Raw genomic sequence first — 23920 nt, forward strand, 5'->3', positions numbered from 1 at the left:
TGGACCACGAGCGATTTGGCAACGGCTTTCGAAGCAGAAACAACGGAAAACCGCGGCCCGCTACAAATTTCTTTTTGGTAAATCCAGCTTTTTACGCCGAAAAATCGGCTGGACGATGGTGAAGGCATCATCCCTTCGCTTGGCGCCTTACCCGAACATGCGGCTACTCATGTCGCCGAGCCACTTCCACCACCCGTCCGGCACATACAGCAGCGTGGCGGTCATGAAGATATAGCGTCCGAACTTGCCGATTGCCATATATCCCACGCTCGGCCAGAACGGCAGGTGCAGCCATCCCGCCAGCGTGCACAGCGGGTCGCCGATGCCCGGTACCCAGGACAGCAGCATGGTCTTGGCGCCATACTTGGCCAGCCAGTGGAACCAGCGCGACTTGCGCTCCTTGGCAAACGCCACTTTCGCGCGGTAGCCGATCCAGTAGTCGACGATGCCGCCCAGCGTGTTGCCGAGGGTGGCGACCAGGATGGCCGGCCAGAACATCGCCGGGTTGGCTTTCACCACCGCGAACACGGCCGGCTCGGAACCGAGCGGCAGCAGGGTCGCCGACACGAAGCTGATCAGGAAGACCGACGTGAGGCCGACACTTGGCGCGGCAAGGATTTTCAGCAGCCAGAGGACGGCGGATTCGATCATCGATAGTGGTTAGTGGTGAGTGGTAACTTCTGGAAATAGGCGGGTCCGGACGCGTCCATTATAATGAGACGCACCTTATCGTAACGACACGGTTGAGCGCGCCCTATCCCTGCGCCGCCCCGCCGTACTGCACAAGCCTCGGTTATCCGCCAAGCAGGACAGTCCCAGTCGCCCGGAACCCAGTAACGAAACCATCCGCCATGACCACCGACTACCTCAAGAAAATCCTGACCGCGCGCGTCTACGACGTGGCCGAAGAAACCCCGCTCGAACTGGCACCGACGCTGTCGCAGCGCATCGGCAACCGCATCTATTTCAAGCGCGAGGACATGCAGAGCGTGTTTTCGTTCAAGCTGCGTGGCGCCTACAACAAGATGGCGCACCTGTCGTCCGAGCAGCTCAAGCGCGGTGTGATCTGCGCCTCGGCCGGCAACCATGCGCAGGGCGTCGCGCTGTCGGCCAGCCGCCTCGGCTGCCGTGCGCTGATCGTGATGCCGACCACCACGCCGCCTGTGAAGATCAATGCGGTCAAGGCGCGCGGCGGCGCCAACGTCGAGATCGTGCTGCACGGCGATTCGTATACCGATGCATACAACCACGCGCTGAGCCTGGAACGCGAGCAGAAGCTGACCTTCGTGCATCCGTTCGACGATCCCGACGTGATCGCCGGCCAGGGCACGATCGGCATGGAGATCCTGCGCCAGCATGCCGGTCCGATCCACGCGATCTTTGTCGCGATCGGCGGTGGCGGGCTGGTGGCCGGCGTCGGCGCCTATGTGAAAGCGGTGCGGCCGGACATCAAGATCATCGGCGTGCAGACCATCGATTCGGATGCCATGGCCAAGAGCCTGAAGGCCGGCGAGCGCGTCACCCTGCCCGACGTCGGCCTGTTCTCGGACGGCACCGCGGTGCGCCTGGTGGGCGAGGAAACCTTCCGCATCGCCAAGGAAGTCGTGGACGAGGTGATCATCGTCGACACCGACGCCATCTGCGCCGCGATCCAGGACGTGTTCCAGGACACGCGCAGCATCCTGGAACCGGCCGGCGCGCTGGCCGTCGCCGGCGCCAAGGCCTATGTGGAACGCGCGCAGATGTCGCGCCAGCCGGTGAAGAACGAGACGCTGGTGGCGGTGGCCTGCGGCGCCAACATGAATTTCGACCGCCTGCGCTTCGTGGCCGAGCGCGCCGAGGTGGGCGAAGCGCGCGAAGCCGTGTTCGCGGTGACGATTCCCGAGCAGCGCGGCAGCTTCAAGCGCTTCTGCGGCCTGGTCGGCCCGCGCAACGTGACCGAGTTCATCTACCGCATCAGCGACGCGCGCGAAGCCCACGTGTTCGTGGGCGTGCAGGTGGGGAACCGCAGCGAGTCCGGCATGGTCGGACGTACTTTCGAGGAGCACGGCTTCCGCACGCTCGACCTGACGCACGACGAACTGGCCAAGCAGCACGTCCGCCACCTGGTCGGCGGCAAGAGCCCGCTGGCAAACGACGAGTTGCTGTACCGCTTCGAATTCCCGGAACGCCCGGGCGCGCTGATGCGTTTCCTGGACAGCATGGCGCCGAACTGGAATATCTCGCTGTTCCACTATCGCAACCAGGGCGGCGACGTGGGACGCATCCTGGTCGGGCTGCAAGTGCCGGCCGGTGAGATGGATGAGTTCCGGCAATTCCTGGCGACGCTCGGCTACCGCCATTGGGACGAGAGCGCGAATCCGGTCTACAAGCTGTTCCTGTAACGACGCGTGTAACGCATGCGCCCGCATGGCGGCGGAAAGGTGTACGATACGCCGCTTTGCCGCCGCCGGGCCGGCATCCGGAGCGTTCCCGGCACATCGAGACAGGACCATGACCAATACACCCGATCAATCGCCGCTCGGCAAAACCTCGGCCTACCAGACCCAGTACGCACCCGAGCTGCTGTTTCCCATCCCGCGCCAGCAAAAACGTGACGAGCTCGGCCTGAGCGGCACGCTGCCCTTCTTCGGCGTCGACATCTGGAATGCCTATGAGCTGTCGTGGCTGAACATGCGCGGCAAGCCGCAGGTCGCAATCGCAACGATCAGCGCGCCGGCCGATTCGCCGCATATCGTCGAGTCGAAATCGTTCAAGCTTTACCTGAATTCCTTTAACCAGACCCGCCTGGCCAATCACGAAGCCCTGCTGGCCCTGCTGCGCGAAGACCTGTCGAATGCCTTCGGCGCGCCGGTGCACGTGGCGCTGACCCCGGCCGAGGATTTCGGCAAGCTCAAAATGGGCGAGCTGGACGGCTTGCTGCTGGACCGCCTGGATATCGAGGTTGATAATTACAGCCCGGCGCCAGAGTTGCTCAAAGCTAATTTTGAAGAAGCCACGGTCGAAGAAACCCTGGTCTCGCATCTGCTGAAATCGAATTGCCTGGTCACCGGCCAGCCCGACTGGGGCAGCGTGCAAATCCATTATGTCGGTCCGCAAATCGACCAGGAAAGCCTGCTGCGCTACCTGATCGGCTTCCGCGAGCACAACGAATTCCACGAGCAGTGCGTGGAGCGCATTTTTATCGATATCTTGCGCCAGTGTAAGCCGAGCAAATTGTCGGTGTATGCCCGCTACACCCGGCGCGGCGGCCTCGATATCAACCCGTGGCGCGCCAACTTCAGCACCGGCAAACCATCGAATTTGCGCACCGCGCGTCAATAATTCGCTACACCACCTGTTACGCCGGACAATCGACACCATATATTGTCCGTTTCCGGCGACACGAAGCGGCTGCTTCCATGGCTGTTTCGGCAACCCGGTGCGGCATCTCTATATTTCATGGCGGCATTTTTTCCGCTAGAAAAATTGGCGAAACCGTCCCGGTGTAAGTATTTTTTGCGCGAAATCCTCAGTTTCGTTTAGGAAATTGCGTACGGCCTTTTGTTGGCTACGATGCCCGCTGATTACCGTATACGGCGTGGTTGAAACACCCGATCAACCCAGTGCGAAATCGAATTACACGGCCATAAAACAGGCCTATAATTCCCGCTCGCAAGCACTTGTGGTGCACCGCAATATCGAAGCGTGTTATGACTAACTTAAGCAAAATCCTCTCGCTCGAAAACGTCCAGCTCGACCTGGAAGTCTCCAGCAAGAAACGCGCCTTTGAACAGGCTGGCCTGATTTTCGAAAACAACTGCGGCATTGCCCGCTCGACCGTCTCGGAGAACCTGTTTGCGCGCGAGCGCCTCGGTTCCACCGGTCTGGGCCATGGCGTAGCCGTCCCGCACGGACGCATCAAGGGCAGCAAGAGCCTGAAGGCACCGCTGGCCGCCTTCGTGCGCCTGGTCGAACCGATCCCGTTCGAATCGCCGGACGGGCAACCGGTCAAGCTGTTGTTCTTCCTCCTGATTCCCGACCACGTGACTCAGCAGCACCTGGAAATCCTGTCGGAGATCGCCGAGCTGTTCTCCGACGAGGCGATCCGCACGGCGCTGGCCACCGATATGGACCCGCGATCGGTGCATGAACGCATCATCAACTGGCAGCCGAGCCTGCAAGCGCTGGGCTGATACGTGCCTATGTTGCAGACACCGCTGACCATCCAAAGGCTGTACGACGATAACCGCGACACGCTGCAACTGGGCTGGTTCGCCGGTTTCCCGGGCGGCGAACGCCTGATCTCGGGCGACGCCGTCTCGGCCGCCGACCAGGTCGGGCACCTGAACCTGATCCACCCGGGCCGCATCCAGGTGTTCGGCCACCAGGAGCTGAACTATTACCAGCGCCTGAAATCCGGTTCGCGCAGCCACGTGATCGGCGAGCTGATCGCGGGCGGCCCGCCGGCCTTGATCATCGCCCAGGGCCTGGACACGCCGCCCGATATCCTCGCCATCTGCGACGAGCAGAACATTCCGCTGTTCTCGACGCCGCTGCCGGCGGCGCAGGTGATCGACTTCCTGCGCGTCTATTTATCCAAGAAACTGGCGCAGCGCGTGATCATGCATGGCGTGTTCATGGACGTGCTCGGCGTCGGCGTGCTGATCACCGGCGATTCCGGCCTCGGCAAGAGCGAGCTGGGCCTGGAACTGATCTCGCGCTCGCACGGCCTGGTGGCCGACGATGCCGTGGAATTCTCGCGCATCGCGCCCAATATGATCGAGGGCCGCTGCCCGCCGCTGCTGCAGAACCTGCTCGAAGTGCGTGGCCTTGGCTTGCTCGACATCAAGGCGATCTTTGGCGAGACCGCGGTGCGCCGCAAGATGCGTCTGAAGCTGATCGTGCACCTGGTCAAGCGAGGTGCGCTGGACGAGGAAGTGGAACGCCTGCCCTTCCATTTCCCGACCGAGGACGTGCTGGGCCTGCCGATCCGCAAGGTCGTGATCCCGGTCGCGGCCGGCCGCAACATCGCGGTGCTGCTCGAGGCCGCGGTGCGCAATACCATCCTGCAACTGCGCGGCATCGATACGCTGCAGGAGTTCATGGAGCGGCAAAGGCAGGCGATGAGCAGTGACTGAGAGGGTCTAACAAACCTCCAGGGCAAGGGATGCGGCCTGCCGACGCAGCGTCGAAGACAGTACGCCGGGTCGGCCAATGCGCGGCGAGAAGATGCAACGCAGCCATGGAGGATTTGTTAGGCGCTCTAACTGCGGTATCATTGCCGCATGCGCATCGTCCTCCTCACCGGTATCTCGGGCTCCGGCAAATCCGTGGCCCTGAACGTCCTCGAAGACGCGGGTTATTATTGCGTCGACAACCTGCCTCCTGCCCTGCTGCCGGCGCTGGTCAAGACCATCGACGGCGACAAGAACAAGTGCGTTGCCGTCGCGGTCGATGCGCGCAGCGCCGAATCGCTGGCGGAACTGCCGTCGACGGTCCAGTCGCTGCGCAGCGAAGACCATGAAGTGCGCGTGATCTTCCTGACCGCCAGCACCCATTCGCTGGTGGCGCGCTTCTCGGAAACGCGGCGCAGCCATCCGCTGTCGCACGAACTGCGTCCGGGCGCAAACCCGTCGTCGCGCCGCACCCTGATCGAATGCATCCTGGAAGAGCGCGAGCGCCTGCTGCCGATCGAAAAGCTGGGCCACGTGATCGACACCTCGGAACTGTCGGCCAACAAGCTGCGCGCCTGGGTCAAGGAACTGACCGAGATCGAGTACGCGCCGTTGACGCTGTACTTCGAATCCTTCGCCTTCAAGCACGGCGTGCCGCTGGACGCCGACTTCGTATTCGACGTGCGCGCGGTGCCGAACCCGTATTACGACCTCGCACTGCGCCCGCTGACCGGCAAGGACGCGCCCGTGATCGCTTTCCTCGACGCCCAGCCGCAGGCGGTCGAACTGCTGTCCGACATCCGCGCCTTCGTCGCCAAGTGGCTGCCATCGTTCAAGCGGGACAACCGCAGCTACCTGACGGTGGCGGTCGGCTGCACCGGCGGCCAGCACCGCTCGGTGTACATGGCCGAACGCCTGGGCGCCTACTTCGGCGATACCGAGCGGGTGGTGGTGCGGCATCGCGAGCAGCACCACGGGTTGAGCTGAAACGCTGCCCTGCTCACACCCACCCGGTCAGGTAGAACACCCCGATCACGAAGAACACCGCCAGCGTCTTGATGATCGTCACCGCAAAAATCTCGCGGTAAGACTCGCGGTGCGTCAACCCGGTCACCGCCAGCAGCGTGATCACCGCCCCGTTGTGCGGCAGCGTGTCCATGCCGCCGCTGGCCATCGACACTACCCGGTGCAGCACTTCCATCGGAATCTGGGCGGCCTCGGCGCCGCGGATGAACAGGTCGGACATGGCGGCCAGCGCGATGCTCATGCCGCCCGAGGCTGAACCGGTGATGCCGGCCAGCGAACTGACCGACACCGCCGCATTCACCAGCGGATTCGGGATCCCCTTCAAGGCGTCGCTGACGACGATGAAGCCGGGCAGCGCGGCGATCACGCCGCCGAAGCCATACTCCGACGCCGTGTTCATCGCCGCCAGCAGCGCGCCGCCGACGGCGGTCTTGGAGCCATCGGCGAACGTCTTGCTGATGCGGCGGAACGCGCTCAAGACCACCAGCACGATCCCCAGCAGCAGCGCCGCTTCGACCGCCCAGATCGCGACCACGGTCTTCACGGTCGCGGTCACCGGCGCATGCACGCCCGGCAGCACCGACGCCGGCACCGTGTAGGCATCGCTGCCGTACCAGACCGGGATCATGCGCGTGAACACGAAGTTGGCCACGCCCACCAGGATCAGCGGCAGGATGGCGATGGCCGGATGCGGCAGGGCCTCGGTGTCCATCGCCTGCGGCTCGTTGGCCAGCGACGTGCCATACCCTTCGCCGCTGGCCATCGCGGCGCGGCGGCGCCATTCCAGGTAGGCCAGGCCGACCACGATGATGAACAGCGAACCGATCGTGCCCAGCACCGGCGCGGCCCAGCCGGTGGTCTTGAAGAAGGTGGTCGGAATGATGTTCTGGATCTGCGGGGTGCCCGGCAGCGAATCCATCGTGAACGAAAAGGCGCCGAGGGCGAGCGCGCCCGGCATCAGGCGCTTGGGGATGTTGCTCTGCCGGTAAAGCTCGGCCGCGAACGGGTACACAGCGAACACCACCACGAACAGCGACACCCCGCCGTAGGTCAGCAGCGCGCACACGGCGACGATCACGGCATTCGCACGCGAGCGGCCGATGTAGCGGATCGCCGCCTGCACGATCGATTTCGAAAAGCCCGACATCTCGATCACCTTGCCGAACACGGCGCCGAGCATGAAGACCGGGAAGTACAGCTTCAGGAAGCCGACCATCTTTTCCATGAAGATGCCGGAGAATACCGGCGCCACGGCCGAGGGCTCGGTAAGCAGCACCGCGCCGAGCGCGGCGATCGGGGCGAACAAAATGACGCTGTAGCCGCGGTAGGCGGCCAGCATCAGGAACGCCAGGGCGGCAAGGACGATCAAGAACGACATGCGGTCTCCTTCAGCTGGCGCAGGCGGCGCGCCTTCAGGTCCGCGATGCGGTCGTCGTCCCAGGTGTAGAAGCCCTGGCCGCTGGCGGCGCCGCGCTCGCCCTTGTCCACGTGGTCACGCATCAGGTCGAGCACGTCCTCGTCCTTGGCCAGTGCGGGCATCAGGTTGGCGCCGATCCCCGCCAGGGTGTGCAGGCCGCCCAGGTCGGCGCTTTCGAACGGCCCCATGATGCTGTAGCGGCGTCCGAGGCAGGCTTTCATCACGGCGTCCACGGTCGCCGGCGTGGCCGCACCCGAGCGCACGATGTGCAGGGCTTCGCGCAGCACGGCGAATTGCAGGCGGTTGCCGATGAAGCCCGGGATCGCGGCCTGCAGCACCACCGGTTCGGCCTCGATGCCCGCCAGCAGCCGCACGCTGCGGTCGACCACGGCGGCGTCGGTGGCGCTGCCCGGCACCACCTCGACCAGCGGGATCGCATGCGGCGGATTCCAGAAGTGGGCGACCAGAAAGCGTGCGCGCCGCTGCATGTGTGCGGCCAGGGCGTCCGGCGGAAAACCGCTGGTGTTGCTGGCGATGATGGCATCCGGCGCCAGCACGGCTTCCAGCTGCGCATACAGCGCGTGCTTGGCCGCCAGCACCTCGGGGATCGCCTCGATCACGAGGGCGGCGCCGGCCAGCGCATCGAGTGTGCCGGCGACGCGCAGGCGCGCCAGTGCGCCATCGCGCCCTGCCCTGTCAATGACGCCGGCGTCCAGCAGCTCGGCCAGGATGCCGGCCGCCACGGCCGGGATGCCGGCGGCGCGCTCCGCGCTGGACTCCACCACCACCACCGCGTGGCCGGCCAGCGCGAACTTGGTAGCGATGCCGACGCCCATCAGGCCGCCGCCGGCCACGCCGACGATTTCTTCGTATGCCATATGTCTTGCTCCTCTCAGAAAAACTCGTCCAGCAGGCGGTAGAAGGCCGTGCGCGCCGGGTCGGGCTGCGTACCGTACGCGCGCAGGAAAGGCGCGACCCACTCGGGTCCCAGCACCTCTCTGATGTCGCGCGTGGCCAGCGCCAGGTCTTGCCAGCGGTCGGCCACGCCGAGGCGTCCGCAGTCGATCCAGCCTGCCACGTCAGCATCCTGCACGATCAGGTTCGTCAGGCAGGCGTCGCCGTGCGTGACCACCAGGTCCTCGCGCGCCGGGGCCTGCGCCTGCAGGCGCGCGAACAGGTCGGCCGGCGCCAGGTCGCGATGCGCCTCGTCGAGGTCGTCCGCGTCGACCAGACCGGCCTGCAGGCGCGCGCCAGCAAGGCCGATGCGCTGCGCGGCGCGGTGGGCGAACGGGCAGCCGGCGGGGTCCAGCGCATGCAGGCGGCGCAGCGCCTCAGCCATCAGGCGCACTTTGATCGCGGGGTCAAACGCGGCGTCTTCCAGGTTGCGTCCGGGCAGTTCGCCCAGCAGCATCCAGTACTGCCCTGCCTCTTCCGCCCACTCGCGTACCGGCGCGCAGGGGATGCCGGCGGCGGCCAGCCAGCGCAGGCGTTCGGCTTCGCCCGGCAGTTCGGCCAGCAGCCCGGCCGGTTCGGTCTTGAGGTACAGCGACGGCTGGCCGGGCGCATCGAGCCGGAACACCGACGCTGCCGAACAGCCCGCGAGCGCTTCGGTCCAGCGGTAGCCCTGCAGGCGTGCGCGCCAGCCGGCCGGCGGCTGAAGTAAGGTGGAGTCCACGGCGCTAGTCGAGATGGCGCAGCGGATGGGCATGCGCCGGCCACACCGGCGCGAAGAAGTCCGCCACCATCCCGGGCGTGACCTGCGCCAGCGCCGGCGGATTCCACCGTGGCGCATTGTCCTTGTCGATGACGAGGGCGCGCACGCCTTCCAGGATCTCGCCATGCTCGAAGGTGCGGCGCACCAGCGCGCGTTCCAGGCGCAGGCAATCGGCCACGCCGAGCGAAGCGCCGCGCACCAGCAGTTCGGCAGTCACGCACATCATCAGCGGCGAGCGCTGGCGCATCGCGCCCAGCGCCTTGTGCGCGAACGGGTCGGTTTCCCGTTCGAGTGCAGCCATGGTGTCCGCCACCGAGGCGGCGCCGAAGCAGCGGTCGATCAGGTCGCGCTGCGCCTGCAGTTCGCTGCTGCCGGCCTGGCCGGCGAACGGTGCGGCAAAGGCGCGGATCGCAGCGGGCACATCGGCGCCGGGCGTCGACGCCAGCAGCGCATCCAGGGCCGGCAGCTGCGCCGACGGGACGAACACGTCGGCCAGACCCACGTAGAGCGCGTCGGCGGCGCCGATGGTGGCGCCGGTCAGGCCGAGGTACCAGCCCAGCCGCCCCGGCGCGTGCGACAGGAAATGGCTGCCGCCGACATCGGGGAACATGCCGATGTTTACTTCGGGCATCGCCATTTTCGTGCGCTCGGTCACGATGCGCAGCGCGCACTCCGGGCCGCCCTGGGAAATGCCCATGCCGCCGCCCATCACCACGCCGTCCATCAGCGCAATATACGGTTTCGGATAGAAATGAATCAGGTGATTCAGCGCGTATTCTTCGGTGAAGAAATCCTCGAGCAGCGCGCTGCCGCCCTGCGGCGGAAGCTGCCCGACCTGGTGAAAGAAGCGGATGTCGCCGCCGGCGCACAGGGCTTTTTCGCTGCTGCTGCGGATGAGCACCGCCGCCACGGCAGGTTCGTCGCGCCAGGCCAGCAGCGCGTCGGTCAATGCCCGCACCATGTCGAGCGACAGCGAATTCAGGGCTTTCGGCCGGTTCAGGGTAATGATGCCGGTGCCATTGGCGATCCGGGTCTCCACGGTGTCACTCATGTTATTTTTTATGGATTTTAAAATAACATTGTAACGTGCAGAGCGCGCCAAGAAGCAAAAAGGGCGCCCCATGCGCCCTTAGTCTACGGTGCTTCAGCCGGCAGTCTATGCCGTGGCCGGAGCCTCGTCTCCTCCTTCTTCAGTCAGGCGCTTGAGCGCGGTGTGACTGTGATTTTGCAGCATCTGTTTGTATTTGACGACCTGGCGGTCGAGGCGGTCCATCAACATGTCGATCGCGGCATACAGGTCATGCGCGGCGCTCGTGATATGGAGGATCTTGCCGGCAACACGCAGGTTGATCTCGGCCTTCTGGCGTTTGTCTTTCTGGGTAAGATTGTCGATGCAGAGGATGACGTGGGAGTCGATCACTTGATCGAAATGGCGGGTAATGCGTTCCAGCTTGTTCTGCACGTATTCACGGATGGCCGGGGTGACATCGAGATGATGACCACTGATGGTGAGATTCATACACACTCCTCCTGAAAATGCGCGGCTGTCCGAACGCTGATAAAAAGTGCGCGCAGCGGACAGCTGCTGTTACAGAGATTTGCGGAGGCTGACGGGCGGGATTTTTAACGCTTCGCGATACTTTGCGACCGTACGGCGCGCAATGACCATTCCCTGTTCCCCCAGCATTTCCGCGATCTTGCTATCGGATAATGGATTCTTGGGGTCTTCGGCTCCTGTGAGTTGCACGATGAGCGCACGAATCGCCGTCGAGGAGGCTTCGCCCCCTGCTTCGGTCGCCACGTGGCTCCCAAAAAAGTACTTCAGCTCGAACATGCCGTGCGGTGTCAGCATGTATTTCTGCGTTGTTACGCGAGAGATTGTGCTCTCGTGTAGACCTAGTGTATCAGCTATCTCGCGTAAAACAAGGGGCCGCATGGCAACCGCGCCGTGCGAGAAGAAGTTGCGCTGGCGGTCGACGATGGCCTGGGCCACGCGCAGGATGGTGTCGAAACGCTGGCGCATGTTCTTGATGAGCCACTTCGCTTCCTGCAGTTGCGCGCCCAGCTGGGTCTCCGATTTGCCCTGCTTGAGCGCCTGCGCGTACAGGGTGTTGACGCGCAGGCGCGGCATCACTTCGGGGTTCAGCTGCACGCTCCAGCCGTCCTTGGCGCGGCGCACGATCACGTCCGGCACCACATAGTCCGACACGTCGGAAGCGAAGGCCGCGCCCGGGTGCGGATTGCACTGGCGGATGACGGCCTGGGCTTCGCGCAAGTCTTCGTCGTCGCAGTCGAGCGCTTTTTTCAGCTTGTTGAATTCGCGCTGCGCGAACCAGGTGAGATACTTTTCGACGATGGTCAGCGCCATGCGCCGCGTGACCAGCGGCACGCCCGGCATGCGGCGGATCTGCAGCGCCAGGCACTCGGCCGCGCTGCGCGCCCCCACGCCCGGCGGGTCCATGCTCTGCACCATCGCCAGCGCGGTGCGCAGCTCGTCGAATTCGATTTCCAGCTCTTCCGGCAGGCGCGCGTAGATGTCGTCCAGCGCTTCTTCGAGGTAGCCGTTGTCGTCGAGCGCGTCGACCACCAGCTCGACCAGCGCACAGTCGCGCGCCGCGCTGCAGGTCATGCGCACCTGTTCCATCAAGTGTTCGCGCAGGGTGACCGGGCTGGCTTCCAGCTGCGGGCGGCCATCTTCGTCGTCGCCGCCGCTGCCGCGGCCGGGCTCGCCCCAGTCGCCGCCATCGCCGTCGCCGCCGCCCCCGTCTTCTGCGCCGCCTTCCGGCGCGTCGCCTTCGCTGCCGCTGCCGCTGCCGCTGCCGTTGCCCTCTTCCCCATTCGCGGTCTGGCCTGGCGCCGGAGCCTCGCCCGGCGTGGCGGCATTGTGGTTGATGGCGCCGTCGGCCAGCAGGCGTACCGAACGGTCGAGCGGATCGTCGAGCCGCTCGAGCAGCGGGTTATCGCTCAGGACCTGCTCGATCTCCTGGTGCAGTTCGAGGGTGGACAGCTGCAGCAGCCGGATCGACTGCTGCAGCTGCGGGGTCAGTGCAAGGTGCTGTGATGTCTTGAGTTGCAGCGTCTGTTTCATGACTACATCCGGAAATGTTCACCCAGGTAGACGCGGCGGACCGATTCATTGGCGATGATATCGTCGGGGCGTCCGGATGCGAGCACCGCGCCCTGGTTGATGATGTAAGCGCGGTCGCAGATACCGAGCGTCTCGCGCACGTTGTGGTCCGTGATCAGGACGCCGATGCCGCGCTCCTTCAGGAAGCGCACGATGCGCTGGATCTCGATCACCGCGATCGGATCGACGCCGGCGAACGGTTCGTCGAGCAGCACGAAGCGCGGGTTGGTCGCCAGCGCGCGCGCGATCTCGACGCGGCGCCGCTCGCCGCCCGACAGCGACAGCGCCGGGTTCTCGCGCAGCTTCTCGATCTGCAGTTCGGCCAGCAGTTCGTTCAGGCGCTCGGTGATGCGCGCCTTGGACAAGGCCTTGCCGTTCTCGCGCTGCAGTTCCAGCACGGCGCGGATGTTTTCCTCGACCGTCAGCTTGCGGAACACCGAGGCTTCCTGCGGCAGGTAGGACAGGCCGAGCAAGGCGCGGCGGTGGATCGGCAGGCCGGTGACGTCGTTGCCGTTGATGTCGATGCTGCCGGCGTCCGAGGGCACCAGGCCGACGATCATGTAGAACGAGGTGGTCTTGCCGGCGCCGTTCGGCCCCAGCAGGCCGACCACTTCGCCGCAGGCGACCTGCAGCGAGACGTCGCGGACCACCAGGCGCTTGCCGTAGCTTTTCTGGAGGCCCTTGGCGGTAAGGGTGCTGCTGCCGGCCTGGATGGCGGTGGCTTCTGCGCGTAATTCCATTATTGCTTTCCTGAAGACGAAGACGACTCTGCCGCATTGCCCGCGGCCGGCGCCGGGGTGGTGGCCGGTGCGGCCGCGGCGCCGCGGCGCGGTGCCAGGATCAGCGTGTTGCGGCCCTGTCCCGGCGTGCTCTGGCCACCGGCGTTGCCGCCGACGTTCGCCTGTTCGGTGCGGTTGTCGTAGGAGATGAAGGCGCCGTTCACCTCGCTCGACAGGCGGCCGTTCTCGAGCTGGCGGACGGTGGCGTCAGAAAACAGCTTCACGAGTTCGGTGCGCTCGTCGTATTCGATGCGCTGGGCCTGGCCCTCGACCCACAGGTTGGGGCCGCCGTCGCGCTTCTGGCGGAAGCTGGCGACCTTGCCCGGCGCCGCCGTCAGGGTCAGGACCATGTAGCCTTCGGGCGATTCCTTGAGCACCGCCTTGTCCGACTTGACCGTCAGGGTGCCGCGCGTGAGCACCACCCGGCCGGTCAGGGTGCGGATCTGGGTGACTTCGTCGATGTGGGCCTGGTCGAACTCGATGGCGGCCTGCTTTTGCGCATCCGCGCGCTCGGCCGCGGCGTTCAGGGCCGCCAGCGACAGCGCGACGACGGCGATTGTTTTTTTCATTGGATGCAGATCCTTGTAGATATCAGCGTGCCGCGGCCGGCGCCGGCGCGGCCGCGGCGGTGGCCGCGGTCTTGCGCAGCGGCTGGTAGATCATGGTGCCGCGGCCCTTGCCCGGCACGCTGGCGCCGGTGGGGTCGTTGTACCCGACCAGCAGTTCCTTGCGGCTGTCGTAGGCGATGTATTCGCTGTCCATTTCCTGGGTCACCGTCGGGCCTTCGCTCTGTTTGATGACGGCCTTCGAGAACAGTTTTACCAGTTCGGCGCGGTCGTCGTATTCGATGCGCTCGGCGCGTCCTTCGAACCACTGGTCGGGACCGCGGTCGCTCTTCTGGCGGAAGCTCACGAACTTGCCCGGCGCCGCGGTCAGGGTCAGGTAACTGTAGCCGTCGGGCGTTTCGGTGGCCACCGCCTTGTCGGCCATGACCGTGAGCGTGCCGCGGGTCAGCACCACGCCGCCGGTGAAGGTGCGGGTCTGGGTGGCCTCGTCGATGTGGGCATCGGCGAACTTGATGGAAGTCGGCTTGAGCGAATCCGCCCGTTCCGCCGATGCCTGCAGGCTGGCCAGGGCCAGGGGCAGGAACAGTGCTGCGGTGGCAAAGATCTTGTTCATTGGATGCTGTTCCTCATTGCGTGCATATCAGCGTGCGCTGCGTGGCGGGAAGACGATCTTCCCGCGCCCGCCCAGCTCCACCTGTTGCGTGGCGTTGTTGGCGACCATGCCGACGCCGTGCGCGGTCGCCGTGCCCACCTTCATTTCGATCGCCCGGTCGGTCTTCGCGATGTCCTCGTCGGGCAGGAAGGTCAGCGCCTCGGTGCGCACCCGCAGCGGCCGGGCGTTGGCGGCGCCGGGCCGCTGGATGTCGACGTCGCCGCTCAGGTCGACCTGGTTCTGGTTCTGGCTGACCAGCGCGTGCTGGGCGGTCATGGTCATCGGCGGATGCTCGGTGTTCAGGCCCTGCACCACCGGTTTATCGATCACCGAGCTGTTGTCGGCCGGGCGGTGGGTCAGGCGCTCGCCCGAGATCACGTAGCGCGGCTTGCCGGTTTCGGCCATGCGCACGAAGCTGAAGTTCTCGACGATGTAGTCGGGATCGTTGCCCACGTTGACCGGTCCGACGCCGCCGTCGCTGCTCATGATCTGCAGCAGCCAGAAGCTGCCGAAGGCAAGGAACAGGGCGCTCAGCATCAGGGCCAGGAGCTTGCCCCGGTGCGCGGTCCGTTTGTACTGTGCCATGACGTTATCCGTTATCCGTCCGTTCGATCAACCGAAATACGGCGCGAGCGCCTGGTCGTAGGTGCCCTGGGCGCGCATCACCAGGTCGCATACTTCGCGCACGGCGCCGCGTCCGCCCGGGTTCCTGGTCACGTAGTGCGCGCGGTGCTGCACTTCCGGGTGGCCGCTCGGCACCGTGACCGCGAAGCCGACGCGGGTGAGCAGCGGCAGGTCGATCACGTCGTCGCCGATGTAGCCGCATTCCTCGGCCGTCACCCCGGTCTTCTCGAGCAGCTCGGCAAACGCGATGCGCTTGTCGTGCTGGCCCTGGAACACGTGGGTGATCCCGAGGTCGGCCGCGCGCTTGACGACGATCGGCGAATTCCTGGCGCTGATGATCGCCGTGCGCACGCCAGTGCGGTTCAGCAGCTGGATGCCGAGGCCGTCCAGCACGAAGAAGGTCTTGGTGATTTCGCCGTCGGCGTTGTAGGTCAGGCTGCCGTCGGTCAATACGCCGTCGACGTCGAAGATCATGACCTTGACACGCGCCGCGCGTTCCATGTGGGCCAGCGGAGTCACCATCAGATCACCTTGGCGCGGGTCAGGTCGTGGATGTGCAGCGCACCGACCAGTTTATCGTCGGCGTCGACCACCAGCATCTGGTTGATGCGGAACTCTTCCATCACGGCGACGGCGTCGACCGCCAGCTGCTCCGGATGAATGCGGCGCGGATCGGCATGCATGACGTCGCGGATCACGACCTTGCTGAAATCCTGGACCTTGGCGATCAGGCGGCGCAGGTCGCCGTCGGTGAACACGCCGACCGGACGGCCATCGGCGTCGACGACCGCGGTCATGCCCATGCCCTTGTTCGAGATTTCGAGCAGCGCATCGAGGAGGAGCGCGTCGGGCGCGACCTTCGGCACCGCGTCGCCGCTGCGCATCACATCAAGCACGCGCGTCAGCAGCCTGCGGCCCAGCGCGCCGCCCGGGTGCGACAAGGCGAAATCCTCGGACTTGAAGCCGCGCAGCTCGAGCAGCGCCACCGCCAGGGCGTCGCCCAGCGCCAAAGTGACCGTGGTGCTGGCGGTCGGCGCCAGGTTCAACGGGCAGGCCTCCTTCTCGACCGAGACGTCGAGGTGCACGTCGGCGATGGTCGCCAGGCGCGATTCCGGCTTGCCGGTCATCGCGATCACGGGCACGCCCATGCGCTTGACCGCCGGGATCACCACCGCCAGCTCGCTGCTCTCGCCGGAATACGAAATCGCGATCAGCACGTCCTGGGGAGTGACCATGCCGAGGTCGCCGTGGGCGGCTTCGGCCGGGTGCAGGAACAGGGCCGGCGTGCCGGTCGAGGCCAGGGTCGCGGCGATCTTGCGCGCGATGTGGCCGGACTTGCCGATGCCCGAAACCACCACGCGGCCCTTGCACGCTTCCATCAGCGCGACCGCGCGCGGCACGCTGTCGTCCTGGCCGAGACGCTCGGTCAATTTGCGGATGGCCTCGCCCTCGATCTGCAGGGCGTCGCGGGCCAGCTCCAGCGCGCGTTGGGCCTTTGCCGCGTCAAAACTTGTCAGCATTATTTTTTCATGGGTTACACTCATATGGAAAGTATAGCCGAATTGGGAAAGCAAGAAACTTGCCAGTCGTAACAAACAACAACATTCCCGGACAAGGCGGGTTGACCGGATGACTTCAGGCCTCGAACTCACCCTACTTTTACTGGGCAGCGCCGTGCTCGGCGTGGTCGCCTTCCGCATGCTGCACCTGCCGCCGATGCTGGGTTACCTGGCGGTGGGCGTCCTGATCGGACCCAACGCCCTGGCGCTCGCCGACAACGGCCCTACGACCCACGGCCTGGCCGAATTCGGGGTCGTGTTCCTGATGTTTTCGATCGGCCTCGAATTCTCGCTGGCCCAGCTGCGCGCGATGCGGCGCATCGTGTTCGGGCTCGGGCTGGCCCAGGTATCGCTGACGATCGTGGTGACGGTGCTGGGCGCGCTCGCGCTCCAGTATCTGCCGCTGCCGGTCCGCATCGGCTGGCAGGCCGCGCTGGCCCTGGGCGGCGCGCTGGCGATGTCCTCCACCGCCATCGTCTCCAAACTCCTGACCGAGCGCCTGGAGCTGGAAAGCCAGCACGGACGGCGCATCATCGGCATCCTGCTGTTCCAGGACCTGGCCGTGGTGCCGCTGCTGATCCTGATCCCGTCGCTGGCCAGGCCGGCCGAGGAACTGGCCATGACCCTGGGCTGGGCCGCGGTCAAGGCCGCCGCCGTGCTGGCGCTGCTGCTGTTCTTCGGCCAGAAGCTGATGCGTAGCTGGTTCACCATCGTGGTCAAGCGCCGTTCGCAGGAACTGTTCATGCTGAACCTGCTCCTGGTGACGCTGGGCGCGGCCTGGATCACCGAACACGCGGGCCTGTCGATGGCGCTCGGCGCCTTTGTCGCCGGCATGCTGATCTCCGAGACGCCGTACAAGCATCAGGTGGAAGAAGACATCAAACCCTTCCGCGACGTGCTGCTCGGCCTGTTCTTCATCACCATCGGCATGCTGCTCGACCTGCGCCTGGTGCTGCAGAACTGGTATGTCGTGCTGCTGTTGCTGGTGCTGCCGGTGCTGCTGAAATTCGGCCTGATCGCGGCGCTGGCCAAGGCTTTCGGCTCGTCGGACGGCGTCGCCATGCGCACCGGCCTTGCCTTGGCCCAGGCCGGCGAATTCGGCTTCGTGCTGCTGAACCTGGCGTCCGGCTCGAAGCTCATCGATCCCTTCCTGATCCAGCTGGTGCTGGCCTCGATGGTGCTGTCGATGCTGGCCGCGCCCTTCATCATCGCCAACATGGACAAGATCGCGATGAAGGTCGCCTCCAACGAATGGATGCTGCAATCGCTGCAATTGACGCAGCTGGCCAGCCGCACGATGGCGGCCCAGAAGCACGTGATCATCGCCGGCTTCGGGCGCAGCGGCCAGAGCTTGGCCACGCTGCTGTCCGAGGAAAAGCTGCCTTGGTACGCGCTCGACCTCGATCCCGAACGGGTGCAGGAAGCGCGCACCGCCGGCGTCAACGTCTCGTACGGCGACTGCACGCGGCGCGAAAGCCTGATCGCGGCCGGCATCAACCGCGCCAGCGCGCTGGTGATCACCTTTGCCGACACCCGCCTGGCAGTCAAGGTGCTGCACCTGGTGCACGAGCTGGCGCCCACGCTGCCGGTGATCGTGCGCGCGCACGACGACACCGAACTCGAGGTGCTGAAAAAGGCCGGGGCCACCGAGGTGGTGCCGGAAGCGCTGGAATCGAGTTTGATGCTGGCCTCGCACGCGCTGGTGGTGATGGGCGTGCCGCTGCGGCGCGTGGTGCACCGAGTGCAGGCCGCGCGCGACGAGCGCTATGCCTCGCTGCGCGGCTTCTTCCACGGCGCCGGCGACGTCTCGGACGATCCCGAGCACAGCTGGGTCAGGCTGCATTCGGTAACGCTGAAGGAGGATGCCGGCGCGGTCGGGCGCTGCATCGCCGAGCTGCAATTGGACGAAGTCGGGGCCGAGGTGACGGCGGTGCGGCGCGGGCAGGAACGGATCGAGCCGGGGCGCGATACCGAGTTGCGGGCCGGGGATGTGGTGGTGCTGCGTGGGACCGGCTCGGCCGTCACGCGGGCCGAAGGCCGTTTGCTAAGGTAGCACCAAGATAGCGTCAGCCGTAGGCGACGACGCGGTTGCGGCCGTTGACCTTGGCGGCGTACAGCGCCTGGTCGGCCTGCGCCACCAGCTGCTGCGCCACGCCCTCGATCGGATGGTCGCGCTCGAAATCGTCCAGCGTCGCCACGCCGATCGAGACCGACACCGACAGCATCTGCCCCTCCCCCACCACGAACGGCTGGTCGGCCACGCTGGCACGGATGCGCTGGGCGACCAGGCTGGCGTTGTCCAGGTCGGCGTCGATCAGCACCACCACGAATTCCTCGCCGCCGAAGCGGCCCAGCGCATCCGATATGCGCAGTTCGGCCTTGATGCGCGCTGCCACTTCGCGCAGCACGTCGTCGCCGGACTGGTGGCCCCAGGTGTCGTTGACCTGCTTGAAATGATCGACGTCGATGTACATGCACGAGAGCCGGTAGGCCTGGCGCCGTGCGCGCGCGATCTCCTCGCCCAGGCGCCGGTCCATGTAGCGCCGGTTGTAGACGCCGGTCAGCGCATCGGTCAGGCCGATGTACTTCAGCATTTCGTTGCTGATCACGTTTTCCAGGCAGATCGCGATGATCGACCCCATGTGCTCGACGAAATCGGTGCCGAGGATGGGCGTGAAGCGGCTCGGGTCGCGGCTGCCGAGGTTCAGGCTGCCCAGCAGGCGCTTGTTGCGCAGCAGCGGCACCAGCGCGACGCTGGCCAGGCCCGCCGGGGGCTGGGGAAACGCCATGTTGTGCAGCGCCGGGTTGTACAGGCTCAGGGCCGGTTTGGGGGTGGCGCCGCCCGCCAGGTCGTAGCCGAGCGCATCCGGGTATTCGCAGAACAGCAGGCCGGGCAGGGTCTCGAAATCCATGCCCAGCTTGTGCATCACGGTATAGATATCGGCGCCGGTGTCGACCAGCGACAGGGTCACGATGTCGAGGCTGGAAACGATCGGCAGCTGGCGGAAGATGGTCTCGACCAGCTCGCGGAAGCTGCCGGCGCCCACCAGTTCGAGGTCGAAGGCCTGGTGCCGCATCATGATGGCGTGGTTGCTCTCGGCCTGGTCGATCAGGCTGGACAGCTGGCGCCGCAAAGCCTCGTTCTCGGCGATTAACTCGCGCACACTGGCACCACGCTCATGCATTGTTCGTTCCCTTTCAGCAATAACTTCAAACATTACGCTAACTCGGCCGCCTTGGAAACCGAAAAGGCGTAAAGATGAGGCAAGCGTTGCCGGAACGTCAGATCGGCGCCAATCGCCGCGGCCGCGTCAGCGCATTGATTGCGGCTTCCACGATTGGCGGCGCCAGCATGTGCACCGCGCGCGGCACCAGGTCGAGGTGCACGTCGGCCCCGAGTTCGGCCAGGCGCGCGGCCGCGCGGCGGCTGTGATCGGCCGGCACGGTGCCGTCCATCGTGCCGTGGACCAGGCTGACTGTGGTGCGCCCTTCCCATGCGGCGGGCAGCGGCGCGAAGCGCCCGGCGATGGCAACCACGTGGCGCGCAAGCCAAGCCTCCGTGCACGCCTCCAGCGCCATGATCGCGCCTTGCGAGAAGCCGGCCAGCACGGTGTTGTCGGGCGCCGCACCGTGCACGCGCTGCAGGCCGCGGATGGTGTCGACAAAGGCCGGCAAGGCAGCGCGGATGCGCGCCGGGCGCTTGTCTTCGGTGATGCCGTCGACCGAGAACCATTGGTAGCCCTGCTCGCCCAGGTCGTAGGGCAAGGCGGCCGGCGGCGCGGCGATGACGGCGTGCGGCAGCGCCGATGCGATGCGCGCGGCCAGCGGCGCCATGGCGGCCGGGGTGGCGCCGACGCCGTGCAGCAGGATGATCAATGAATGCGCCAATGGGCTTGCCGCCATCAAAAAACTCGCTTCAAAAGGCTCGCTTCAAAAGGCTAATTCCGCGTCCAGCTCCTGGCCCAAGCGCAGCTCGGTGCCGGCGCCGCGCACCACGATGCAGTTCATGCCGATGCACACCGCGCCTTCCAGGCGCGCGTTGGCGCGGTAGGTTTGCAGGATGTCGAGCGGGTCGGGGCCGGGGATGGCGGTGGCCTGGTCGATCGACGGGATCGGGCAGCGCCCGCAGGGCTTCACCGGCCGGATCGCGAGGTCGGCGTCGTGCAGCGCCTCGAGGTAATCCTCCTCGAAGGCTTCCAGGCCGTCGACCACCAGGTTGGGGCGGAAGCGGTCCATCGGCAGCGGCGCCCGTCCGGCGCCGTGCAGCCGCAGGTTCAGGTCGTCGAGCGAGGCCTGGCCGATCAGCAGCAGCGGATAGCCGTCGGCGAAGCGGGTCTGCGAGGCGACGCCGCCGGTCCACTTGACGCTGGTCGGCCGCTGGATGTCGCGGCGGAAGCGCACCAGGCGGCAGGCCGTGCCGAGCGCCGCGCTGAACCAGCCGGCCGCGGCATCGCCGCAATCGGCGGCGTCGACCAGGTCGTCCCAGACGCGAACCCGGCGCGGTGTTTCGGTGCCGCTCCAGGCCAGCGACAGTTTGATGTCGGGCTGGCCGGGCATGCTCACGTGCAGATAGTCACCGTCCGGACGCGGCCGGATCAGCGCCATGCGCGGGTGTTCGCGCTGGGTGAGGAACTGGCCGTCCTCCAGCACCACCATCCATTCGCGGTCGTGCACGCCCAGGGCGGACAGGCCGGCATCGAGCAGCGTGGCGGCGGGGACCGGCATGCCGGCGCAGGATTTGATCGGGTAGAGGATGAGTTGGGTGAGCGTGGGCATTGGCGAAGCGGCGTGGGATGTCCGCAGAAGATAATAATCGGCCCGCACATTGTAAACGTCGTTCCCGGCCTGGGCTGCCCCCTTGGCGGGAACCCAAGTTTGCTAGCGAAACGCATACATCTTGGGTTCCCGCCTGCGCGGGAATGACGTTCATACGTCGCGGGCCGAAACATCACTCATTGCCATCTTTTAAAAACCGACGTACACTCCGCTCGTCGCCTTCGATTCGCATGAAGCGACAACAACGCTAGGGGTCCTGCGCCATCAACCGCGCGGGTGAGACATACCCTTCGAACCTGATCTGGATAATGCCAGCGAAGGGAAGCTACAGAGTCCGCATGCACGCGCCTCCCGGCCGGCAAGCCTGCTCCGCACTCCTCACGCTGGATCGCCGATCCTCAGTGACCAAAGGAGTGCACTTGAACGCCGATCCGAAATTCCTCTCCGCCAGCGCCACCGTCGATGCCGCTGCCATCAACCCGTTGCCGAACTCGCGCAAGGTGTATGTCACGGGCAGCCGTCCCGACATCCGCGTGCCGATGCGCGAAATCCGCCAGGCCGACACGCCGGCGTCCTTCGGCCATGAACCGAATCCGCCGCTGTGGGTGTACGACACCTCTGGCCCCTACACCGACCCCGATGCGCGCATCGACATCCGCTCCGGCCTGGCCCCGCTGCGCGCCGGCTGGATCGGCGAGCGCGGCGACACCGCCGAACTGCCCGGCCCCACCTCCGAGTACGGCAACGCGCGCCTGAACGACCCCAAGCTGGCCGAGCTGCGCTTCCACCTGCAGCGCAAGCCGCGCCGCGCCCTCCCCGGCCGCAACGTCACCCAGATGCATTACGCGCGCCAGGGGATCATCACGCCCGAAATGGAATTCGTCGCCGTGCGCGAAAACCTGCGGCGCCAGGAATACCTCGCCACCCTGGAAGCGGCCGGCCCCACGGGCAAGCGCATGGCCCAGATGATCGGGCGCCAGCATGCGGGCCAGTCGTTCGGCGCGGCGATCCCGCGCGAGATCACGGCCGCATTCGTGTGCGACGAGATTGCCCGCGGCCGCGCCATCCTGCCGAACAACATCAATCACCCGGAATCGGAGCCGATGATCATCGGCCGCAACTTCCTGGTGAAGATCAACGCCAACATCGGCAACTCGGCGGTCACCTCGTCGATCGGCGAGGAAGTCGAAAAGATGACCTGGGCCATCCGCTGGGGCGGCGACACCGTGATGGACCTCTCCACCGGCAAGCATATCCACGAGACGCGCGAGTGGATCCTGCGTAACAGCCCGGTCCCGATCGGCACCGTGCCGCTGTACCAGGCGCTGGAAAAGGTGAACGGCAAGGCCGAGGACCTGACCTGGGAGATGTACCGCGACACCCTGATCGAACAGGCCGAGCAAGGCGTCGACTACTTCACCATCCACGCCGGCGTGCGCCTGCCCTTCGTGCCGATGACGGCGAACCGCCTGACCGGCATCGTCTCGCGCGGCGGCTCGATCATTGCCAAGTGGTGCCTGGCGCATCACAAGGAATCCTTCCTGTACACGCACTTCGAAGAGATCTGCGAGATCATGAAGGCCTACGACGTCGCCTTCAGCCTGGGCGACGGCCTGCGCCCCGGCTCGATCTACGACGCCAACGACGAAGCCCAGCTGGCCGAACTGCGCACCCTCGGCGAACTCACGCAGATCGCCTGGAAGCACGATGTGCAGACCATGATCGAGGGTCCGGGCCACGTGCCGCTGCACCTGATCAAGGAGAACATGGACCTGCAGCTGGAGCAGTGCCACGAAGCGCCCTTCTACACCCTGGGCCCGCTGACCACCGACATCGCTCCCGGCTACGACCACATCACCTCCGGCATCGGCGCCGCCAACATCGGCTGGTACGGCACCGCCATGCTGTGCTACGTGACGCCCAAGGAGCACCTCGGCCTGCCCGACAAGGACGATGTCAAGGACGGCATCATCACGTACAAGATCGCGGCGCATGCGGCCGACCTGGGCAAGGGCCATCCGGGCGCCCAGATCCGCGACAACGCGCTGTCGAAAGCGCGCTTCGAATTCCGCTGGGAAGACCAGTTCAACATCGGCCTCGATCCGGACAAGGCGAAAGCCTTCCACGACGAGACCCTGCCCAAGGAATCCAGCAAGGTAGCCCACTTCTGCTCGATGTGCGGCCCGCATTTCTGCTCGATGAAGATCACGCAGGAAGTGCGCGACTACGCGGCGCAGGGCATGCAGGTGAAGGCGGTCGAGTTCATGCGCAACGGCGCAGAGCTGTACCAGAAGGCGTGACCATGCTGGAAAGTGAAATTGAAATTGAGTTGAACGGCGCCGTCCACGCGGTGCCCGAAGGCGGCAGCCTGCGCGACCTGGTCGCCTCGCTCGGGCTGGCCGGGCAAGCACTGGCACTGGCCGTGAACCGCAGCGTGGTGCAGCGCGAGCGCTGGGCCGCGACCCCGCTGGCGGCGCACGACAAGGTCGATGTGGTGCGTGCCATCGGCGGCGGCTGAATCCTG

The 23920-nt window shown here is 65.8% G+C and carries 24 protein-coding genes and 1 riboswitch; of the genes, 8 read left to right on the forward strand and 16 right to left on the reverse strand.

Features of this window, described 5'->3' with window-relative positions; translation table 11 throughout:
• Positions 1 to 147: 147 nt before the first annotated feature.
• The gene (locus U1H99_RS26135) at positions 148 to 651 is read right to left on the reverse strand and encodes a YqaA family protein (protein WP_323144600.1); all 504 of its coding nucleotides are present in this window, start codon (positions 649 to 651) and stop codon (positions 148 to 150) included.
• A gap of 92 nt (positions 652 to 743) precedes the next feature.
• Here U1H99_RS26135 and ilvA point away from each other — a divergent pair, with 92 nt between their 5' ends.
• From ilvA to rapZ, 5 genes are all read left to right on the forward strand, one after another.
• On the forward strand, positions 744 to 2384 hold the full coding sequence (gene ilvA, locus U1H99_RS26140; RefSeq protein WP_323144601.1) for a threonine ammonia-lyase, biosynthetic: 1641 nt from the start codon (positions 744 to 746) through the stop codon (positions 2382 to 2384).
• A gap of 109 nt (positions 2385 to 2493) precedes the next feature.
• Positions 2494 to 3324 (forward strand): NADPH-dependent 7-cyano-7-deazaguanine reductase QueF, encoded by an 831-nt coding sequence (gene queF / locus U1H99_RS26145; RefSeq protein ID WP_323144602.1) that lies wholly within the window; start codon positions 2494 to 2496, stop codon positions 3322 to 3324.
• A 368-nt stretch (positions 3325 to 3692) separates the two neighbouring features.
• Positions 3693 to 4175: a PTS sugar transporter subunit IIA gene (locus U1H99_RS26150; protein ID WP_141835316.1), complete on the forward strand. Its 483-nt coding sequence runs from the start codon at positions 3693 to 3695 to the stop codon at positions 4173 to 4175.
• Between the two features lie 9 nt (positions 4176 to 4184).
• On the forward strand, positions 4185 to 5120 hold the full coding sequence (gene hprK / locus U1H99_RS26155; protein ID WP_141835319.1) for an HPr(Ser) kinase/phosphatase: 936 nt from the start codon (positions 4185 to 4187) through the stop codon (positions 5118 to 5120).
• A gap of 147 nt (positions 5121 to 5267) precedes the next feature.
• A complete protein-coding gene (gene rapZ, locus U1H99_RS26160) occupies positions 5268 to 6143 on the forward strand; it encodes an RNase adapter RapZ (protein ID WP_323144603.1) in 876 nt (291 codons plus the stop codon).
• Positions 6144 to 6156: 13 nt separating this feature from the next.
• Here the strand turns inward: rapZ and U1H99_RS26165 are convergent, their stop codons facing one another.
• The 12 genes from U1H99_RS26165 to U1H99_RS26220 all read right to left on the reverse strand — a co-directional run bounded on the left by U1H99_RS26165 (position 6157) and on the right by U1H99_RS26220 (position 16581).
• Positions 6157 to 7560 (reverse strand): GntP family permease, encoded by a 1404-nt coding sequence (locus U1H99_RS26165; protein ID WP_323144604.1) that lies wholly within the window; start codon positions 7558 to 7560, stop codon positions 6157 to 6159.
• Positions 7548 to 8477, reverse strand: coding sequence for a 3-hydroxyacyl-CoA dehydrogenase family protein (locus U1H99_RS26170; protein WP_323144605.1), 930 nt, complete (start codon positions 8475 to 8477; stop codon positions 7548 to 7550). Before U1H99_RS26170 ends, U1H99_RS26165 begins: the two co-directional genes overlap by 13 nt.
• 14 nt (positions 8478 to 8491) lie before the next feature.
• On the reverse strand, positions 8492 to 9274 hold the full coding sequence (locus tag U1H99_RS26175) for an APH(3') family aminoglycoside O-phosphotransferase (RefSeq protein WP_323144606.1): 783 nt from the start codon (positions 9272 to 9274) through the stop codon (positions 8492 to 8494).
• Positions 9275 to 9278: 4 nt separating this feature from the next.
• A complete protein-coding gene (locus U1H99_RS26180; protein WP_323144607.1) occupies positions 9279 to 10364 on the reverse strand; it encodes an enoyl-CoA hydratase/isomerase family protein in 1086 nt (361 codons plus the stop codon).
• A 105-nt stretch (positions 10365 to 10469) separates the two neighbouring features.
• Positions 10470 to 10832, reverse strand: a complete 363-nt coding sequence (hpf, locus tag U1H99_RS26185; protein ID WP_323144608.1) for a ribosome hibernation-promoting factor, HPF/YfiA family — start codon at positions 10830 to 10832, stop codon at positions 10470 to 10472.
• A gap of 69 nt (positions 10833 to 10901) precedes the next feature.
• Positions 10902 to 12401, reverse strand: coding sequence for an RNA polymerase factor sigma-54 (locus U1H99_RS26190; protein ID WP_323144609.1), 1500 nt, complete (start codon positions 12399 to 12401; stop codon positions 10902 to 10904).
• Positions 12402 to 12403: 2 nt separating this feature from the next.
• Complete coding sequence (gene lptB / locus U1H99_RS26195; protein WP_141835342.1) at positions 12404 to 13180, reverse strand: LPS export ABC transporter ATP-binding protein; 777 nt, start codon at positions 13178 to 13180, stop codon at positions 12404 to 12406.
• Complete coding sequence (lptA, locus tag U1H99_RS26200) at positions 13180 to 13788, reverse strand: lipopolysaccharide transport periplasmic protein LptA (RefSeq protein ID WP_323144610.1); 609 nt, start codon at positions 13786 to 13788, stop codon at positions 13180 to 13182. The genes lptB and lptA (U1H99_RS26200) overlap by 1 nt, the downstream gene beginning before the upstream one ends.
• 22 nt (positions 13789 to 13810) lie before the next feature.
• Entirely contained in the window at positions 13811 to 14398 is a 588-nt protein-coding gene (gene lptA, locus U1H99_RS26205) for a lipopolysaccharide transport periplasmic protein LptA (protein ID WP_323144611.1), read from the reverse strand.
• A gap of 27 nt (positions 14399 to 14425) precedes the next feature.
• Positions 14426 to 15022 carry an LPS export ABC transporter periplasmic protein LptC gene (gene lptC / locus U1H99_RS26210; protein WP_323144612.1) on the reverse strand — a complete coding sequence of 199 codons (597 nt, stop codon included), beginning with the start codon at positions 15020 to 15022 and terminating at the stop codon, positions 14426 to 14428.
• Positions 15023 to 15049: 27 nt separating this feature from the next.
• The gene (locus U1H99_RS26215) at positions 15050 to 15583 is read right to left on the reverse strand and encodes a KdsC family phosphatase (protein WP_323144613.1); all 534 of its coding nucleotides are present in this window, start codon (positions 15581 to 15583) and stop codon (positions 15050 to 15052) included.
• Positions 15583 to 16581: a KpsF/GutQ family sugar-phosphate isomerase gene (locus tag U1H99_RS26220; RefSeq protein ID WP_323144614.1), complete on the reverse strand. Its 999-nt coding sequence runs from the start codon at positions 16579 to 16581 to the stop codon at positions 15583 to 15585. The genes U1H99_RS26215 and U1H99_RS26220 overlap by 1 nt, the downstream gene beginning before the upstream one ends.
• 109 nt (positions 16582 to 16690) lie before the next feature.
• Here U1H99_RS26220 and U1H99_RS26225 point away from each other — a divergent pair, with 109 nt between their 5' ends.
• Positions 16691 to 18673 carry a monovalent cation:proton antiporter family protein gene (locus tag U1H99_RS26225; RefSeq protein WP_323144615.1) on the forward strand — a complete coding sequence of 661 codons (1983 nt, stop codon included), beginning with the start codon at positions 16691 to 16693 and terminating at the stop codon, positions 18671 to 18673.
• A 13-nt stretch (positions 18674 to 18686) separates the two neighbouring features.
• Here U1H99_RS26225 and U1H99_RS26230 read toward each other — a convergent pair whose 3' ends face one another.
• The 3 genes from U1H99_RS26230 to U1H99_RS26240 form a co-directional block, all read right to left on the reverse strand.
• Positions 18687 to 19805 carry a DUF484 family protein gene (locus U1H99_RS26230; RefSeq protein ID WP_323144616.1) on the reverse strand — a complete coding sequence of 373 codons (1119 nt, stop codon included), beginning with the start codon at positions 19803 to 19805 and terminating at the stop codon, positions 18687 to 18689.
• Positions 19806 to 19902: 97 nt separating this feature from the next.
• Complete coding sequence (locus tag U1H99_RS26235) at positions 19903 to 20508, reverse strand: alpha/beta hydrolase family protein (RefSeq protein ID WP_323144617.1); 606 nt, start codon at positions 20506 to 20508, stop codon at positions 19903 to 19905.
• A 42-nt stretch (positions 20509 to 20550) separates the two neighbouring features.
• Positions 20551 to 21396 (reverse strand): MOSC domain-containing protein, encoded by an 846-nt coding sequence (locus U1H99_RS26240; protein WP_323144618.1) that lies wholly within the window; start codon positions 21394 to 21396, stop codon positions 20551 to 20553.
• Positions 21397 to 21635: 239 nt separating this feature from the next.
• A riboswitch (TPP riboswitch) is annotated at positions 21636 to 21736 on the forward strand.
• Between the two features lie 79 nt (positions 21737 to 21815).
• On the opposite strand from U1H99_RS26240, the gene thiC reads away from it, so the two are divergent.
• Together thiC and thiS are read left to right on the forward strand one after the other, a co-directional pair.
• Positions 21816 to 23696 (forward strand): phosphomethylpyrimidine synthase ThiC, encoded by a 1881-nt coding sequence (gene thiC, locus U1H99_RS26245; RefSeq protein WP_323144619.1) that lies wholly within the window; start codon positions 21816 to 21818, stop codon positions 23694 to 23696.
• Between the two features lie 2 nt (positions 23697 to 23698).
• Positions 23699 to 23914 carry a sulfur carrier protein ThiS gene (gene thiS / locus U1H99_RS26250; RefSeq protein ID WP_323144620.1) on the forward strand — a complete coding sequence of 72 codons (216 nt, stop codon included), beginning with the start codon at positions 23699 to 23701 and terminating at the stop codon, positions 23912 to 23914.
• The last annotated feature ends 6 nt before the right edge of the window (positions 23915 to 23920 follow it).

This window comes from Massilia phyllosphaerae, assembly GCF_034659755.1.
GTDB classification, from domain to species: Bacteria; Pseudomonadota; Gammaproteobacteria; order Burkholderiales; family Burkholderiaceae_D; genus Telluria; species Telluria phyllosphaerae.